At 61.4% G+C, this 15,748-nt stretch carries 12 protein-coding genes; 7 read left to right on the top strand and 5 right to left on the bottom strand.

Translation table 11 applies throughout. The features are described from left to right. Positions 1-81: 81 nt before the first annotated feature. The 3 genes from topA to AACY45_RS06535 all read left to right on the top strand — a co-directional run bounded on the left by topA (position 82) and on the right by AACY45_RS06535 (position 3,743). Positions 82-2,703 carry a type I DNA topoisomerase gene (gene topA, locus AACY45_RS06545; RefSeq protein ID WP_339544703.1) on the top strand — a complete coding sequence of 874 codons (2,622 nt, stop codon included), beginning with the start codon at positions 82-84 and terminating at the stop codon, positions 2,701-2,703. 143 nt (positions 2,704-2,846) lie between these two features. After that, positions 2,847-3,368, top strand: coding sequence for a DUF6586 family protein (locus AACY45_RS06540; protein WP_339544702.1), 522 nt, complete (start codon positions 2,847-2,849; stop codon positions 3,366-3,368). Positions 3,369-3,509: 141 nt separating this feature from the next. After that, complete coding sequence (locus tag AACY45_RS06535; RefSeq protein ID WP_095165324.1) at positions 3,510-3,743, top strand: hypothetical protein; 234 nt, start codon at positions 3,510-3,512, stop codon at positions 3,741-3,743. A 107-nt stretch (positions 3,744-3,850) separates the two neighbouring features. Here the strand turns inward: AACY45_RS06535 and sulA are convergent, their stop codons facing one another. Together sulA and lexA are read right to left on the bottom strand one after the other, a co-directional pair. Continuing rightward, positions 3,851-4,324, bottom strand: a complete 474-nt coding sequence (sulA, locus tag AACY45_RS06530; protein ID WP_339544701.1) for an SOS-induced cell division inhibitor SulA — start codon at positions 4,322-4,324, stop codon at positions 3,851-3,853. A 10-nt stretch (positions 4,325-4,334) separates the two neighbouring features. Next, positions 4,335-4,943 carry a transcriptional repressor LexA gene (gene lexA / locus AACY45_RS06525; RefSeq protein ID WP_339544700.1) on the bottom strand — a complete coding sequence of 203 codons (609 nt, stop codon included), beginning with the start codon at positions 4,941-4,943 and terminating at the stop codon, positions 4,335-4,337. A 252-nt stretch (positions 4,944-5,195) separates the two neighbouring features. On the opposite strand from lexA, the gene AACY45_RS06520 reads away from it, so the two are divergent. The 3 genes from AACY45_RS06520 to nagZ are packed head-to-tail and all read left to right on the top strand — an operon-like array spanning position 5,196 to position 7,111. Next, positions 5,196-5,903, top strand: coding sequence for a TetR/AcrR family transcriptional regulator (locus AACY45_RS06520; RefSeq protein ID WP_339544699.1), 708 nt, complete (start codon positions 5,196-5,198; stop codon positions 5,901-5,903). A gap of 48 nt (positions 5,904-5,951) precedes the next feature. Continuing rightward, on the top strand, positions 5,952-6,104 hold the full coding sequence (locus AACY45_RS06515; protein WP_339544698.1) for a hypothetical protein: 153 nt from the start codon (positions 5,952-5,954) through the stop codon (positions 6,102-6,104). After that, complete coding sequence (gene nagZ / locus AACY45_RS06510) at positions 6,101-7,111, top strand: beta-N-acetylhexosaminidase (RefSeq protein ID WP_339544697.1); 1,011 nt, start codon at positions 6,101-6,103, stop codon at positions 7,109-7,111. The genes AACY45_RS06515 and nagZ overlap by 4 nt, the downstream gene beginning before the upstream one ends. 82 nt (positions 7,112-7,193) lie before the next feature. Here nagZ and AACY45_RS06505 read toward each other — a convergent pair whose 3' ends face one another. The 3 genes from AACY45_RS06505 to mfd are packed head-to-tail and all read right to left on the bottom strand — an operon-like array spanning position 7,194 to position 13,922. Beyond that, on the bottom strand, positions 7,194-9,884 hold the full coding sequence (locus tag AACY45_RS06505) for a DEAD/DEAH box helicase (protein WP_339544696.1): 2,691 nt from the start codon (positions 9,882-9,884) through the stop codon (positions 7,194-7,196). 11 nt (positions 9,885-9,895) lie between these two features. Next, a complete protein-coding gene (locus tag AACY45_RS06500) occupies positions 9,896-10,462 on the bottom strand; it encodes a CsiV family protein (protein WP_339544695.1) in 567 nt (188 codons plus the stop codon). Between the two features lie 10 nt (positions 10,463-10,472). Continuing rightward, positions 10,473-13,922, bottom strand: coding sequence for a transcription-repair coupling factor (gene mfd, locus AACY45_RS06495; protein WP_339544694.1), 3,450 nt, complete (start codon positions 13,920-13,922; stop codon positions 10,473-10,475). A gap of 353 nt (positions 13,923-14,275) precedes the next feature. Here mfd and AACY45_RS06490 point away from each other — a divergent pair, with 353 nt between their 5' ends. Next, a complete protein-coding gene (locus AACY45_RS06490) occupies positions 14,276-15,739 on the top strand; it encodes a glyceraldehyde-3-phosphate dehydrogenase (protein ID WP_339544693.1) in 1,464 nt (487 codons plus the stop codon). The last annotated feature ends 9 nt before the right edge of the window (positions 15,740-15,748 follow it).

Genomic DNA, 15,748 nt, shown 5'->3' with positions numbered 1-15,748 from the left:
TCCTTGTTGCCACTATATATAGCGGTGCCGCGTCAGGCGCCAACCGCCTTTCACTTCTCGAATTCAGGAATTTTCTGATCCATGGGCAAATCGCTGGTCATTGTGGAATCCCCGGCTAAGGCCAAGACCATCAACAAGTATCTGGGCAACCAATACGTGGTGAAGTCGAGTATCGGCCATATCCGAGACCTGCCCACCAGCGGTTCGGCTAGCGCCAGCAAAGAGCCAGCCGCCAAGCGCGGCAAGGCAGCGGCTGGTGAAGTGCCGGCGCTGTCGCCTAAGGAAAAGGCGCGCAAGCAACTGGTTGCGCGCATGGGTGTCGATCCCGACCACGGCTGGAAAGCCAAGTACGAGATCCTCCCGGGCAAGGAAAAGGTCATCGAAGAACTGCGTCGGCTCGCCAAGGACGCCGACACCATCTATCTCGCAACGGACTTGGATCGCGAAGGGGAAGCCATTGCCTGGCACCTGCGCGAAGCCATCGGTGGGGATGACAGCCGCTACAAGCGCGTGGTGTTCAACGAAATCACCAAGAAGGCGATCCAGGAAGCCTTCTCCCAGCCCGGCGAGCTGGACATCGACCGGGTCAACGCCCAACAGGCGCGGCGTTTCCTCGACCGCGTAGTGGGCTACATGGTCTCGCCGCTGCTGTGGTCGAAGATCGCCCGTGGCCTGTCGGCTGGCCGTGTACAGTCGGTTGCCGTGAAGCTGGTGGTGGAGCGTGAGCGCGAGATTCGTGCATTCAACCCGCAAGAGTACTGGGAAGTCCACGCTGACCTCGGCACCGCCAAGGGCGCCAACGTGCGTTTTGAAGTGGCCCGTGAAAACGGCGAAGCCTTCAAGCCGCTCAACGAAGCCCAGGCCATGGCGGCCCTGGAAAAGCTCAAGTCGTCCAGCTACACCATCGCCAAGCGTGAAGACAAGCCGACCAGCAGCAAGCCGTCGGCCCCGTTCATCACCTCCACCCTGCAACAGGCTGCCAGTAACCGCCTGGGCTTCGGTGTGAAGAAAACCATGATGATGGCCCAGCGTCTGTACGAAGCCGGCTACATCACTTATATGCGTACCGACTCGACCAACCTCTCGGCCGATGCCGTGGCGATGGCGCGCACTTACATTGAAGGCGAGTTCGGCGGCAAGTACCTGCCGGAAACCCCGAATGTCTACAGCAGCAAGGAAGGCGCCCAGGAGGCTCACGAAGCGATTCGTCCTTCTGACGTGAATACCGATCCAAGCAAGCTGTCGGGCATGGAACGTGACGCTGAGCGTCTCTACGAGCTGATCTGGCGCCAATTCGTCGCGTGCCAGATGCTGCCGGCCCAATACCTGTCGACCACCGTCAGCGTCGCTGCCAGTGGCTTCGAGCTGCGTGCCAAGGGCCGTATCCTGAAGTTCGACGGCTATACCCGCGTGATGCCGCAGATGGCCAAGCCGGGCGACGACGACGTGCTGCCGGACATGGCCCAGGGCGATGCGTTGAAGCTGATCAAGCTTGATCCGAGCCAGCACTTCACCAAGCCGCCGGCGCGCTACTCGGAAGCGAGCCTGGTCAAGGAAATGGAAAAGCGCGGCATCGGTCGTCCATCGACCTATGCGGCAATCATTTCGACCATCCAGGACCGCGGCTACGTGGCTTTGCACAACCGTCGGTTCTATTCGGAAAAAATGGGTGACATTGTCACCGAGCGTTTGTCCGAGAGCTTCTCCAACCTCATGGACTACGGCTTTACCGCCGGCATGGAAGAGAACCTCGACGACGTTGCCCAGGGCGAACGTGACTGGAAAAACGTGCTGGACGAGTTCTACGGCGACTTCAAGAAAAAGCTCGAAGTGGCCGAGAGCCCGGAACACGGCATGCGGGCCAACCAGCCGGTAATGACCGACATCCCGTGCGTGACCTGCGGTCGCCCGATGCAGATCCGTACCGCATCGACCGGCGTGTTCCTCGGTTGCTCGGGCTACAGCCTGCCGCCGAAAGAGCGCTGCAAGGCCACCGTCAACCTGGTGCCTGGCGATGAAATCGCCGCGGACGACGAGGGTGAGTCGGAGTCTCTGGTGCTGCGCGGCAAGCACCGTTGCCCAATCTGCAGCACCGCGATGGATGCGTACCTGCTGGATGAGAAGCGCAAGCTGCACATCTGCGGGAACAACCCCGATTGCGATGGCTACGAGATCGAGCAGGGCAGCTACCGGATCAAGGGTTACGAAGGCCCGAGCCTGGAGTGCGATAAGTGTGGCAGCGAAATGCAGCTCAAGACCGGCCGTTTCGGCAAGTTCTTTGGTTGCACCAACGCTACCTGCAAGAACACCCGCAAACTGCTGAAAAGCGGTGACGCGGCGCCACCGAAGATGGACCCGGTGAAGATGCCCGAGCTCAAGTGCGAGAAGGTCAACGACACCTACATCCTGCGTGACGGTGCTTCCGGCCTGTTCCTGGCGGCCAGCCAGTTCCCGAAAAACCGCGAGACCCGTGCCCCATTGGTGATCGAGATCGTGCCCCACAAGGACGAGATCGATCCCAAGTACCACTTCCTGTGTGAAGCGCCGAAGAAGGATCCGGATGGCCTGCCAGCCGTGATTCGCTACAGCCGCAAGACCAAGGAGCAGTACGTGCAGACCGAAGTCGAGGGCAAGCCAACCGGTTGGAAGGCCTTCTACGACGGCGGCAAATGGGTGGTTGAAGACAAGCGCGTAGCCAAGTAAGCCGGCAGCGCGCTACAAACAGGCCGCATGCCTACCCTTGGGTGGGCATGCGGCCTTTGTTTTGGACTTGCGGATGACTTGTCTGATCCATGACACTGTCAGGCCAGCATCACGCGTCCTATTTCGTTGTGGAGACTGCCGTCATGGCCTTTGAGCTCTATACCCGTACCAACCAGAAAATCTATTTTGCCGGCCTGTCGCTAGAGGCCCTGGCCCGTGCGGAAGACGGGCGGGCGATGAACTCCCCGGCGCTGATCCAGGCTGGGCGCGAGTCAGCGCTGTTTCACCTGTATGGTGCATTGCTGGGCCTGTGCCATGAGATTGCCGGGTTCTACCGCTTACCGCAGGCCAATGCGCCTCGGGCGGAGATGCTCCTGACCCCCGAGGTGCTGGAGACCCTCGCCATTCCAGAGCTGGCAGAGATGGTCGAGCTGGCGCGCAACCGTGAAACTTGGCTGGCCAAGCTGCTGGCGGCCCATACTGCGCTGTTTCAGCCGCCGCGAGCACCGCACAAGCCCAAGGGTGACGTGACGCAGCCGCTGATCGTGGCGGTAAGCCTCGATGAAGAGCCTGAAGAGGAATTGAGCAGGGAGGAGCTGGAAAGCTGGCGGCAGAACCTCAAGAGCCTGGCGCTGCGTTTCCGTGAAGGCTTGAACGAGTGCTGAAACATCCCGTAGGAAGCTGAGCAGCCACGGATCAGGGAGGATCTCAAACGCTGGTTTCGGTTACATGCTGTCGGTCAAGATCCTGAGCGAAGCGTCACCGATGCCTATATAATCCCCGCCTTTCGTGGAGAACAGACCTTTATGCCAACGTCCTTTCTAGAAATTGTCGAACTGCCAGACGGCCGAATTGAACTGCGCAGGGCTGAGGACGAGGGTTCCCTGGTGACGCTGGACTTCTCGGAAGATGCCAAGGCGTTCCTGCAAGGCCAGCACGTTGAAGTCGCCAAGGCGATGTTGAGCGTGGGTGTGCAGATGGCTGGGCGCCTGGTTGAAGGCGATTTTGAAAAGGAAGAGGGGCCGCGGATTCTGCATTGATTCCGCCTGTCGGCTTTTTCCATAAGCATCCTTACAGATCTTCTTTACAGATTGGCTTCTCTGCCCTGGAGAAGCCCTGCGTCTAACGCGTGCGCCCTGGCTGTCACTTAGCCCAATCGAATATTCAGACTTTGTGCATCGCCGATACGTGCGGCGCCGATCAACTGTTGCCGTGCGCTGTTGTTCAGCGGGTTCAGCCAGCTGACAACGGTGTGGCTGCGACCCAGGCGCAAGGCTTCGCAGGCCAGCTGCTGGGCGCTTTGTGTGCCACGCGGATGCAGCAGGAGGATGCGCTCGCGGTTCAGGCCAGCATCGCGCAACCAGGTCTGGGTCAGGCTGGCTGGAGGAGCAATCAGGGTCAGCCAGCGGGCGTCCTGCTCCTGGCTCAGCTCCCTGAGGATCGGCGCCAGGAGGCTCAGGCAGTTCCCGGCCGCACCACGTAGAGACAGCTCGCTGAACGCTTCGGGTTCGGCGCTCCAGGGCGCTTCGACCACGTCTTTGAGGATCGGCGCCAGTGGCTGGGCCATGAACGCTTCGAACAACGGCAATTGTGCGGGCTGTGGTGTGTGTGGGAACTGCATAACGCCTCCTTTATCGGCGAATGACGCCGACACTCAAGCCTTCGATCACCAGGTCCTGATCTTTCAGGTTCACTTCGATCGGGGCGAACTCGGGGTTTTCGGCAATCAACCAGACCTTGCTGCCATCACGCTTGAAGCGTTTGACAGTCACTTCATCACCAATGCGCGCGACGACAATCTGGCCGTTGCGGGCCTCGCGAGTGGTGTGGACGGCCAGCAGGTCGCCGTCGAAAATCCCGACGTCCTTCATGCTCATGCCGTGCACGCGCAACAGGTAGTCGGCACGCGGATGAAAGAAGGCCGGGTTGATGTTGCAGGATTCTTCGATGTGCTGCTGGGCGAGGATCGGCGCACCGGCGGCGACCCGGCCAATGATCGGCAGGGTAGATTCGTCGGCCTTGGCCTCGAAGCCTGGGATACGAATGCCGCGCGACGCACCGGGCGTCATTTCGATAGCGCCCTTGCGGGCCAGGGCCTTGAGGTGTTCTTCCGCCGCATTGGGCGATTTGAAGCCGAGCTCCAAAGCGATTTCCGCACGGGTGGGCGGATAACCGTTGTCTTCGAGGCAACGTTTGATAAAAGCCAGAATCTCAGCTTGGCGTGGCGTCAGTTTTAGCATCTCGATCGCTCTGTCTTTTTATACAGTGACTGGGATTATATACAGTGGACTGATCTTGGCAATCCTCCTTTTTGGGGTGACCGCCGGACGGTCGACTGACAGTTCGTTGGCGACTGCGTTGTAGGACTGGCTACAGCCAGCGGCTTGTATGGTTAAATAGCTGACTGACCGTTCCCAAAACGAACGTGCAGACTTGACAACCCACAGGCTGAAACGTATGTTTCAAACAAGTGTTTGTCAGGCGGAGTAGCCATGGCCCAGTCGGAAACCGTAGAACGCATTCTCGATGCTGCCGAGCAGTTGTTCGCGGAAAAAGGTTTTGCCGAAACTTCATTGCGGCTGATCACCAGCAAGGCTGGGGTCAACCTGGCTGCAGTGAACTATCATTTCGGCTCCAAGAAGGCCTTGATCCAGGCCGTCTTCTCGCGTTTTCTCGGGCCGTTCTGCATCAGTCTCGATCGTGAGCTGGAGCGGCGTTCCGCCAAGCCGGACAACAAGCCGAGCCTGGAAGAGCTGCTGGAAATTCTCGTCGAGCAAGCCCTGGTGGTACAGCCACGCAGCGGCAATGACCTGTCGATCTTCATGCGCTTGCTCGGACTGGCCTTCAGTCAGAGCCAGGGCCACTTGCGGCGTTATCTGGAAGACATGTACGGCAAGGTGTTCCGCCGCTACATGACGCTGGTCAACGAAGCCGCTCCGCGCATCCCGCCTATCGAGCTGTTCTGGCGCGTGCACTTCATGCTGGGGGCAGCGGCGTTCAGCATGTCCGGGATCAAGGCGCTGCGTGCGATTGCCGAGACCGATTTCGGAGTCAATACCTCGATCGAACAGGTGATGCGCCTGATGGTGCCGTTCCTGGCCGCTGGTATGCGCGCCGAAACCGGCGTCACAGACGCCAGCATGGCGGCCGCGCAACTGCGCCCGCGCAGCAAGTCGGTGCCGGCGCCCGCCAAGGTTTAGCCGTGTATGGCTGGGCGCGGCAGCGGACATCCGCTAAGCTAGCCGCCCATGCCGACCGCCGTTTCAACCCTGCCCCCACTTTCCCTGACCGAGCCCCTTTTGCCGGGCATTGCCCGTGGCGGCGAAGTGGCGTGCCTGCGCCGGGCCGGGGACTTTCAAGGCGCGCCGCGCGCGCATTTCGATATCAAGGAATTTCTATGACTGCTGGCCTGCAAGGCTCGTTGATGGTGGACGTCGCCGGTACCTGGCTGACGGCTGAAGATCGCCAACTGTTGCGTCAGCCCGAGGTGGGCGGCCTGATTATTTTTGCGCGCAACATCGAGCATCCGCGCCAGGTGCGCGAGTTGAGCGCATCGATCCGCGCCGTGCGTCCCGACCTGTTGCTGGCGGTGGACCAGGAGGGTGGCCGGGTGCAGCGTCTGCGCCAGGGGTTTGTACGGCTGCCGGCGATGCGGGCGATTGCCGATAACCCGAACGCCGAGTACCTGGCCGAGCAGTGTGGCTGGATCATGGCCACCGAAGTGCTGGCCGTGGGCCTGGACCTGAGCTTCGCCCCGGTGCTGGACCTGGATTATCAGCGCAGTGCAGTGGTCGGCACGCGTTCCTTCGAGGGTGATCCCGAGCGCGCCGCGTTGCTCGCCGGGGCATTTATGCGCGGCATGAACCAGGCTGGCATGGCCGCTACCGGCAAGCACTTTCCGGGGCATGGCTGGGCTGAGGCGGACTCTCACGTGGCGATCCCGAATGATGAGCGCAGCCTGGAGCAGATCCGCGCCCATGACCTGGTGCCGTTCGCACGATTGAGCACGCAACTGGCGGCGGTAATGCCGGCCCATGTCATCTACCCGCAGGTCGACTCGCAGCCCGCAGGTTTCTCGCGTCGCTGGCTGCAGGACATCCTGCGTGGCGAATTGCAGTTTGACGGGGTGATCTTCAGTGACGACCTGTCGATGGCCGGTGCCCACGTGGTGGGTGATGCCGCCAGTCGCATCGAGGCGGCGCTGACCGCCGGTTGCGACATGGGTCTGGTGTGCAACGACCGTGCAGCGGCCGAGCTGGCGCTGACGGCGGCGCAACGCTTGAAGGTCAAGCCGTCTGCGCGCATCGCACGGATGCGCGGCCAGGCGTTCGCCAGCACCGACTATCGCCAGGATCCGCGCTGGCTCACCGCCTTGGGTGCGCTCAGGGAGGCGCAGCTGATCGATTGAGGGTTCGGTGCCGCTTACCGAGTTGAACCTATCGCGAGCGCCCGCTTGCGGCGTGCTCGCGATGTCGATCTGTCAGGCTCCGCTAGACCTTCGACTTGTCCGGCAGCGGTGCGAATAGGGCGTCAATGTCATCGCTCTGCAGCTTCCAGTCGCCAGTGGTGCGGCCATCCAGTACGCCGGCGGCGAGGTCGGATTTTTCCTTTTGCAGATGCTGGATTTTCTCCTCGACCGTGCCGCGGGCGATCATCTTATAGACGAACACCGGTTTCTCCTGGCCGATCCGGTACGCACGATCCGTGGCCTGGTTTTCGGTGGCCGGGTTCCACCAGGGGTCGTAGTGAATCACCGTGTCGGCTTCCGTCAGGTTCAGGCCCACGCCACCGGCCTTGAGGCTGATCAGAAAGATCTGCCGCTTGCCGCTCTGGAAGTCCTTGACCGGGCTGCGCCGATCCCGGGTCTGCCCGGTCAGCAGCGCGTAGGCGATGCCGCGTTTTTCCAGCTCCTGCTCGATCAGCGAAAGCATTGAGGTGAACTGGGAAAACAGCAGGATCTTGCGGCCTTCCTCGAACAGTTCCTCGAGCATTTCCATCAGGCTGTCGAGCTTGCCCGAGGTGCTGCCGCGGGTGGGCAGGGCGGCTTCATTGACCAGGCGCAGATCGCAGCACACCTGGCGCAACTTGAGCAGTGCCTCGAGAATGATGATCTGGCTGCGGGCCACGCCTTTGCGGGTGATTTCGTCGCGGACTTTCTTGTCCATGGCCAGGCGCATGGTTTCGTAAACGTCGCGCTGGGCCTCATTGAGATCGACCCAGTGGATGATTTCGGTTTTCGGCGGCAGCTCGGTGGCCACCTGTTCCTTGGTGCGGCGCAGCAGGAAGGGTTTGATCCGGCCGTTGAGGTGCTGCAGGCGGACGTCGCTGGCGTGCTTTTCAATCGGCACGCGGTAGTCGCGGTTGAAGCTTTTGACATCTCCCAGCCAGCCGGGCAGCAGGAAGTGGAACAGTGACCACAGCTCACCCAGGTGGTTTTCCAGGGGCGTACCGCTGAGGCACAGTCGCTGCCGGGCATTCAGTTCGCGAGCCGCTTGCGCCGCCTTGCTGGTGGGGTTCTTGATGTATTGCGCTTCGTCGAGCACCAGGATGTGCAGGGGTTGCCGGGCCAGGCGCTCGACATCCTTGGGCAGCAGCGCATAGGTGGTGAGGATCAGGTCGTAGTCGGCCAGGTGTTCGAAGTGTTTTTTGCGCGCAGCGCCATACAGTGCCAGGACCTTGAGCTGGGGTGCGAAGTGCGCGGCTTCGTCGAGCCAGTTGGGAATCAGGCTGGTGGGCATCACCACCATGCACGGCCGGTCGAGACGGCCGGCGTTTTTCTCGGTCAGTACGTGGGCCAGGGTCTGCAGGGTCTTGCCCAGTCCCATGTCGTCCGCCAGGATCCCGCCGACTTCCAGCTGCCTCAGCGATTGCATCCAGCTCAGGCCTTCCAGTTGGTAGGGGCGCAGCGTCGCGTTGAGACCGGCCGGGGGCTCGGCGCTGTAGTCCTTGATGTCCCGCAGGCGCTGGGCGAAGGAGCGGATGTGCTCGCCGCCTTCCCAGAGCAGTGGCAGGTCTTCCAGCGGGTTGAGGCGCGTGGCATCGGCGTTGCTCAGGCGCAGGCTGGTCTCGCCGGGTTCCTGCAGGTAGAACTCGCCCAGGGTCGCCAAAACCGGCTTCAAGCGGCCGAACGGCAGTGCCACTTGCAGTGGGCCCTGCTCGGAGTTGGGTCGATGGGGGATGTTCACCAGGATCAACTCGTCGTCACGGCGCCGGGCCAGGCGTTCCGGGTTGAGGATCTCGGTGTGCGAGCGCATCAGGTTGAGCAGGATCGGCAGCAGGCTCAGGCGCTCGCCGTTGACGATGATCCCCAGTTCGAGGTCGAACCAGTCGCGCTCCGGTGCTTCATCGACCGTGGCATACCAGTCATCGACGGTGGTCAGGTCAAAACCGAAGTCCTCATCGATCTGCAGTTCCCAGCCCTGGCTGCGCAGCTTGGGCAGCTCATTGAGGGTGAAGGTCAGCCAGGCGCTGTCATTGACCATCTCATAGAGCTCGCCGGCACTTTCCGGCAGGGCCTTGCTTTGTCGGGTCGCGATCTTGAAACCGAGGATGCGCAACTGCTCGCGGTAACGCTTTTCCACGTCCGTCTGGCGTTTGATGCGCAGGGTCTGGTGTTCCTGGCGGATCAGCACGTCGCTGTTTTTCTGCCCGCTGACGTACTCGTCCAGGTAGCTGAACGACAGGGCTGCACGGTGCTGGATGTAGCGCTGCATCTTGCCATTGCGTGGTTCGAAGGCGCTGAATTCGACGCTGGCCAGCCACAGGCGTGGCAGTGGTTGCACATTGTCCAGCACCTGTTGTGGCAAGGGCGCGGGTGAGCGGTTTTCCAGCACGGCCTGGAGTTTTTTCAGGAGCAGGGCGTCCTTGGCGGCGGCCGGGTACTCCAGGGTGTCCTGGACCTTGAGCAGCACGGCGGCGCAATGCTTGCAGTTGACCCGCACCGGGCAACTGCAGGTCGCTTCCACCAACAGCAAGGTGTTTTTGGCAGACTCGCGCAGGGTGATGGTCTGGCGGTAGACATTGCCGCCAGAGCCTTCGCAACTGGCGGTGAGGGTACTGTCGCCGGCTTCGACGATCCTGACGCGGTTCTCCAGGGCGTAACGGCGGCCGCGCTCCAGGCTCTGTTCCTTGAATCGACTGACCCAGGAAGGGGCCAGGGGTTTGCTCAGGCTCGGGGACATAGGGACTTCAATCAGTCCGGTACGACATCAGGGGCTTGTTGCGGGGCAGGTGCCGTCAGCGAGGTGATCTTGATCAGCAGGCCCAAGTGGCCGTTGTCGAGAAAATTCAGCAGGCCATTTTTGGTGTGGCTTTGCTGCTGCAGGCGTTCGCTGGCGCTGACCAGTCCGTCGCTGTCGAATGTATTGACCCAGAAGTTGGCATTGACGTCGGTAAACCGACCCAGCTTGAGATCCAGCGTGCCCTCGATCGGAAAGTGCCCGTACTGCTCTTCACCGTCGCTGATTGCCACTTTGCTCGACGTTTCGCCGAGGTTCTGCTGCCAGGTCTTGTGCAGCAGTACGCTGTAGTCGGCACTGGCGCTGAGCTTTTCCACTTCGCCATTGAGGGCAGGGGTGCGCAGGCTCTCGGCGCTGATCGGCTGAGCCCCGGCGGCCCAGTCTTCCGGCGCGGCTTGGCTGACGATGGCGGGTACGGCGTTCTGGCGAACCAGGATCATTTCTACCTGGTACAGGCTGTCGGCAAACGCCGTCGGGGCGACCAGCGTGAGCAACAGAGTCAGTGAGCGAAACAGGCGCATGGGGCGTCCTTCAAGCAGTTTTCGGGATGAGGCGCTCAAGCAGCGCCTCTACAGTGTTGAAGCGCTCTTCCGGGCGCTCCATCGGCACCTGGAACTTGAACATCGTGGCGCCTTCGAATTTGTAGCGTTTGGGCTGGCTCTGGATCAACTTGATCAGGGTCAGCGGGTCGACCGGCGTTTGCGAGTCGAATTCGATACGGCCACCCTGGGGGCCGCCATCGATTTTCTTGATGCCCAGTTGTTCGGCCTGCAGTTTCAGCGCGGTGATGCGCACCAGGTTCTTGGTCGGCTCCGGGAGCAGGCCGAAGCGGTCGATCATCTCCACTTGCAGGTCCTTGAGGCCTTCCTCGTCGGTGGCCGAAGCAATGCGTTTGTACAGGATCAGGCGCGCGTGCACGTCCGGCAGGTAGTCCTCGGGGATCAGGGCTGGCACCCGCAAGTTGACCTCCGGACCGCCGCCCAGGGGCTGGTCGAGGTTCGGTTGCTCACCCTTGCGAATCGACTTCACGGCCCGTTCGAGCATTTCCATGTACAGGGTGAAGCCGACGGCCTGGATCTGCCCGCTCTGGCCGTCGCCCAGCAGTTCGCCGGCGCCACGGATTTCCAGGTCGTTGGTGGCCAGCACGAAACCAGCGCCGAGGTCCTGGGTGTTGGCGATGGCTTCCAGGCGCTTTTCCGCGTCCGTGGTGATCTGCTGGCGTGGCGGTGTCAGCAGGTAGGCGTAAGCCTGGTGGTGACTGCGTCCGACGCGGCCGCGCAACTGGTGTAACTGCGCCAGGCCGAATTTGTCGGCCCGTTCGATGATGATGGTGTTGGCGCTCGGCACGTCGATGCCGGTCTCGATGATGGTCGAGGCAATCAGCACGTTGAACCGCTTGTGGTAGAAGTCGCTCATCACCTGTTCGAGTTCACGTTCACGCATCTGTCCGTGGCCAATGCCGATCCGTGCTTCCGGCACCAGTTCGGCGAGGTCGGCGGCGCATTTCTCGATGGTCTTCACGTCGTTGTGCAGGTAGTACACCTGGCCGCCCCGCAGCAGTTCACGGAGCAAGGCCTCTTTGACCGTGCTCTTGTTCTGCTCCATGACGAAGGTGCGTACCGACAGCCGCCGCGCCGGAGGCGTGGCGATAATCGACAGGTCGCGCATGCCCGAGACTGCCATGTTCAGCGTGCGCGGAATCGGCGTGGCGGTCAGGGTCAGGATGTCGACTTCGCTGCGCAGGGCCTTGAGTTGTTCTTTCTGCCGTACGCCAAAGCGGTGCTCTTCGTCGATGATCACCAGCCCGAGGTTTTTGATTTTGACGTCGTCCTGCAGCAGCTTGTGGGTGCCGATGACGATGTCGATCTTGCCCTCGGCCAGGTCGGCCACTGCCGCGTTGACTTCCTTGGCCGACTTGAAGCGGCTCATCACTTCCACCGTCACTGGCCAGTCGGCGAAGCGGTCGCGGAAGCTGTTGTAGTGCTGTTGGGCGAGCAGGGTGGTCGGCACCAGGATTGCCACCTGGCGACCGCCGTGCACGGCAATGAAGGCCGCGCGCATGGCCACTTCGGTCTTGCCGAAGCCGACATCGCCGCAGACCAGGCGATCCATCGGCTTGGGGGCGAGCATGTCGGCGCGGACGGCGTCGATGGTGGTTTGCTGGTCCGGAGTTTCTTCGAACGGGAAGCCGGCGCTGAAGGTGGCGTAGTCGGCTTTCGGGTCGGCGAAGGCATAACCTTCGCGGGCTGCGCGGCGGGCATAGATGTCGAGCAGTTCGGCGGCGACGTCACGCACCTGTTCGGCGGCTTTGCGCTTGGCTTTCTGCCAGGTTTCGGAACCCAGGCGGTGCAGCGGTGCCAGGGCGTCGTCGCTGCCGGTGTAGCGGGCGATCAGGTGCAGGTTGGCCACCGGCACATACAGCTTGGCGCCCTCGGCGTATTCAAGGGTGAGGAATTCGGCGGCCTGGTTTTCGATTTCCAGGGTCGCAAGGCCCAGGTAGCGGCCGACCCCGTGGTCGATGTGCACCACCGGCGCGCCTTCACGCAGCTCGGTGAGGTTCTTGATCACCGCGTCGTTGTTGCCGTCGGCGCGTTTCTCCCGGCGCCGACGCTGCATCACCCGCTGACCGAACAGCGGGCTTTCGGCAATCAGGGCCAGGGCTGGGTCATCCAGCATCAGGCCTTCGTCGAGCGGGGCGATGGTGATCGCCAGGCGTTCTTTGCCCGCAACGAAGTCCGGCCAGCTGTCGACGGTTTTCGGGCGCAACTTCAGGCGTTCCAGCAACTCCAGCAGGACCTCGCGGCGCCCCGCCGATTCGGCGGTAAACAGCACGCGGCCGGGGAACTGGTCGAGGAAGCCGGCCAGGGCTTCCAGCGGCTGGTTGGCCTTGGCTTCGATCGCCAGGTTAGGCAGCGCCTGGGCCGGGAAGCGCTCGCGGCCGACCCCGGTTTCGACGTCCTGCTGGCTGGCCACCACGCGCGGCCAGTTTTTCAGGCGGGCGAAACAGTCTTCCACCGGCAGGAACAGTTCGGCAGGCGGCAATAAAGGTCGGGATGGATCGACGCGGCGCTCTTCGTAGCGATTGCGCACATCGTTCCAGAAATTCTCCGCGGCCTGTTCGATGCCCGGCAGGGAAAACACCTGGGTGTCCTGGGGCAGGTAGTCGAACAGGGTCGAGGTTTCGTCGAAGAACAGCGGCAGGTAGTACTCGATACCGGCTGGGGTGATCCCGCTGCTCAGGTCCTGAAAGATCGGGCAGCGCCGGAAGTCAACATCGAAGCGCTCACGAAAGCGCGCCTTGAAGCGGGTGACTGCGTCTTTTTGCAAGGGGAATTCGCGAGCCGGCAGCAGCTTGACCGATTCGACCTTGTCGATGGAGCGCTGGTTTTCCGGATCGAAAGTGCGCAGGGTCTCGATTTCGTCATCGAACAGGTCGATGCGGTAGGGCAGTTTGCTGCCCATCGGGAACAGGTCGATCAGCGACCCGCGCACGGTGAATTCGCCATGTTCGTACACGGTATCGACGTAGCGATAACCGGTGGCTTCCAGGCGGGTGCGCATTTGCTCGACGTCGAGCTTCTGGCCGACATCCAGCACCAGGCTGCTGCCCAGCAGGAATGTGGTCGGTGCCAGGCGATGCAGGGCCGTGGTGATCGGCACCACCAGCACGCCATGGCTCAGCTCGGGCAAGCGATAGAGGCTGGCGATGCGCTGGGAGATGATGTCCTGGTGCGGGGAAAAAAGATCGTAGGGCAGCGTTTCCCAGTCGGGGAAATGCAGCACCGGCAAATCCGGGGCGAAGAAACTCAGCTCCTGTTCTAGCCTCTCAGCACTTTGGCTGTCGGCGGTCAGTAGCAGGGTGAAGCGCTTGGCAGCGCTGGCGGCCTCGGCAATGGCCAGGCTCAGGGCGGCACCGGGCAGGTTGCCCCAATGCTGTTTACCTGCCGCGGCAGGGAGAAGCGGTAGACGCAGAACGGGCACGGAAGGTTGAGCTCCAAGCGTTGCGACAAAGTCGGTAATTGTAGCGGTCCCGGGTGCCGCCTGTCAGTTGCAGACTGTGTCTATTACGCAGGTTGGGCGAAATGTAGTGGTAATCATAAAAACCAGCGCTTTTTTAGTGAATATGTAGTGGCAAAAGTGCTGAGTGTTACGGAGGGTTACAGACAAGACAGCGCTGTCTATGAAAAATGGGGTGCGCTGCAGGCCACGGTTTTACTGGGCTTCAGCGGGGTCGATTTTTTTCCAGGAAAAAATTGTTACTGTCTGCACGACAAGCGCGCATTGCTACGGGAGGGACTCGGCGGCATAATGTAGCCCCTTTTTTCTGCCCCTACATGTGGAAGGTTACCGTGACTCAGAAGCCCGACCAGTGTCTTGGTGAATGGATCGACCGTGAAGCACTCGCAGAAGCGATGATTCCGCTGATCGGCCAGCTCTACCGCAATAACAACGTGGTGAGCTCGATCTATGGCCGCAGCCTGATCAACCAGTCTGTCATCGCGATTCTCAAAGCTCACCGCTTTGCTCGCCATCGTTCTTCCGACGACAGCGAACTCTCCGTCCACGAAACATTCCCACTGCTTAAAGCCATGAGCGAGCTCAAGCTCGGCGCGGCTTCGGTAGACCTGGGCAAGTTGGCGTTCAAATTCCGTAACGAAGGCAATGGTCGCAGCGCCGAGCAGTTCGTACGTGAAGAAATGGCTGACGTGGTTGGCCAGCAAAACGCTTCGGCCCGCAAAGGCACCGACGTTGTCCTGTACGGCTTTGGTCGTATCGGCCGTCTGCTGGCGCGCATCCTGATCGAAAAAACCGGTGGTGGCGACGGTCTGCGTCTGCGGGCCATCGTGGTGCGCAAAGGCGCCGAAAACGATCTGGTGAAACGTGCCAGCCTGCTGCGCCGCGATTCGGTCCATGGTTCGTTCAACGGCACCATTACCATCGATGAAGAAAACAACACCATTACCGCCAACGGTAACCTGATCCAGGTGATCTACGCGAAGAACCCGACTGAGGTGGACTACACCCAGTACGGCATCAAAGACGCGTTGCTGGTGGACAACACCGGTGTATGGCGTGACGCCGATGGCCTGGGTCAACACCTGGCGTGCCCGGGTATCGGCCGCGTGGTCCTGACCGCGCCGGGCAAAGGCAAGCTGAAGAACATCGTTCACGGCATCAACCACGCTGAAATTACCGCTGACGACAAGATCGTGTCCGCCGCTTCCTGCACCACCAACGCCATCGTGCCGGTGCTCAAGGCAGTGAACGACAAGTTCGGCATCATCAACGGTCACGTTGAAACCGTTCACTCGTACACCAACGACCAGAACCTGATCGACAACTTCCACAAAGGCGATCGCCGTGGTCGTAGCGCTGCGTTGAACATGGTTATCACCGAGACTGGTGCTGCTACCGCTGCTGCCAAGGCCCTGCCTGAGCTGGCTGGCAAGCTGACCGGTAACGCGATCCGTGTCCCGACGCCAAACGTGTCGATGGCCATTCTCAACCTGAACCTTGAGAAAGCCGCTACCCGTGAAGAGATGAACGAGTACCTGCGCTACATGGCGCTGCACTCCGATCTGCACAAGCAAATCGACTACGTCAACTCGCAGGAAGTGGTATCCACCGACTTCGTGGGCTCGCGCCACGCCGGTGTGGTCGACGCTGAAGCTACCATCACCCAAGACAACCGCGTTGTGCTGTACGTTTGGTACGACAACGAATTCGGTTACAGCTGCCAGGTGGTCCGCGTGATGGAAGACATGGCCGGGGTCAACCCGCCAGCCTTCCCGCGCTAAGCCTTAGCC

The organism is Pseudomonas sp. RA_35y_Pfl2_P32 (assembly GCF_963970735.1).
Classification (GTDB): Bacteria; Pseudomonadota; Gammaproteobacteria; order Pseudomonadales; family Pseudomonadaceae; genus Aquipseudomonas.
Note: the sequence above shows the minus strand (reverse complement) of the source record. Positions and strands in the feature narration are given on the sequence as shown.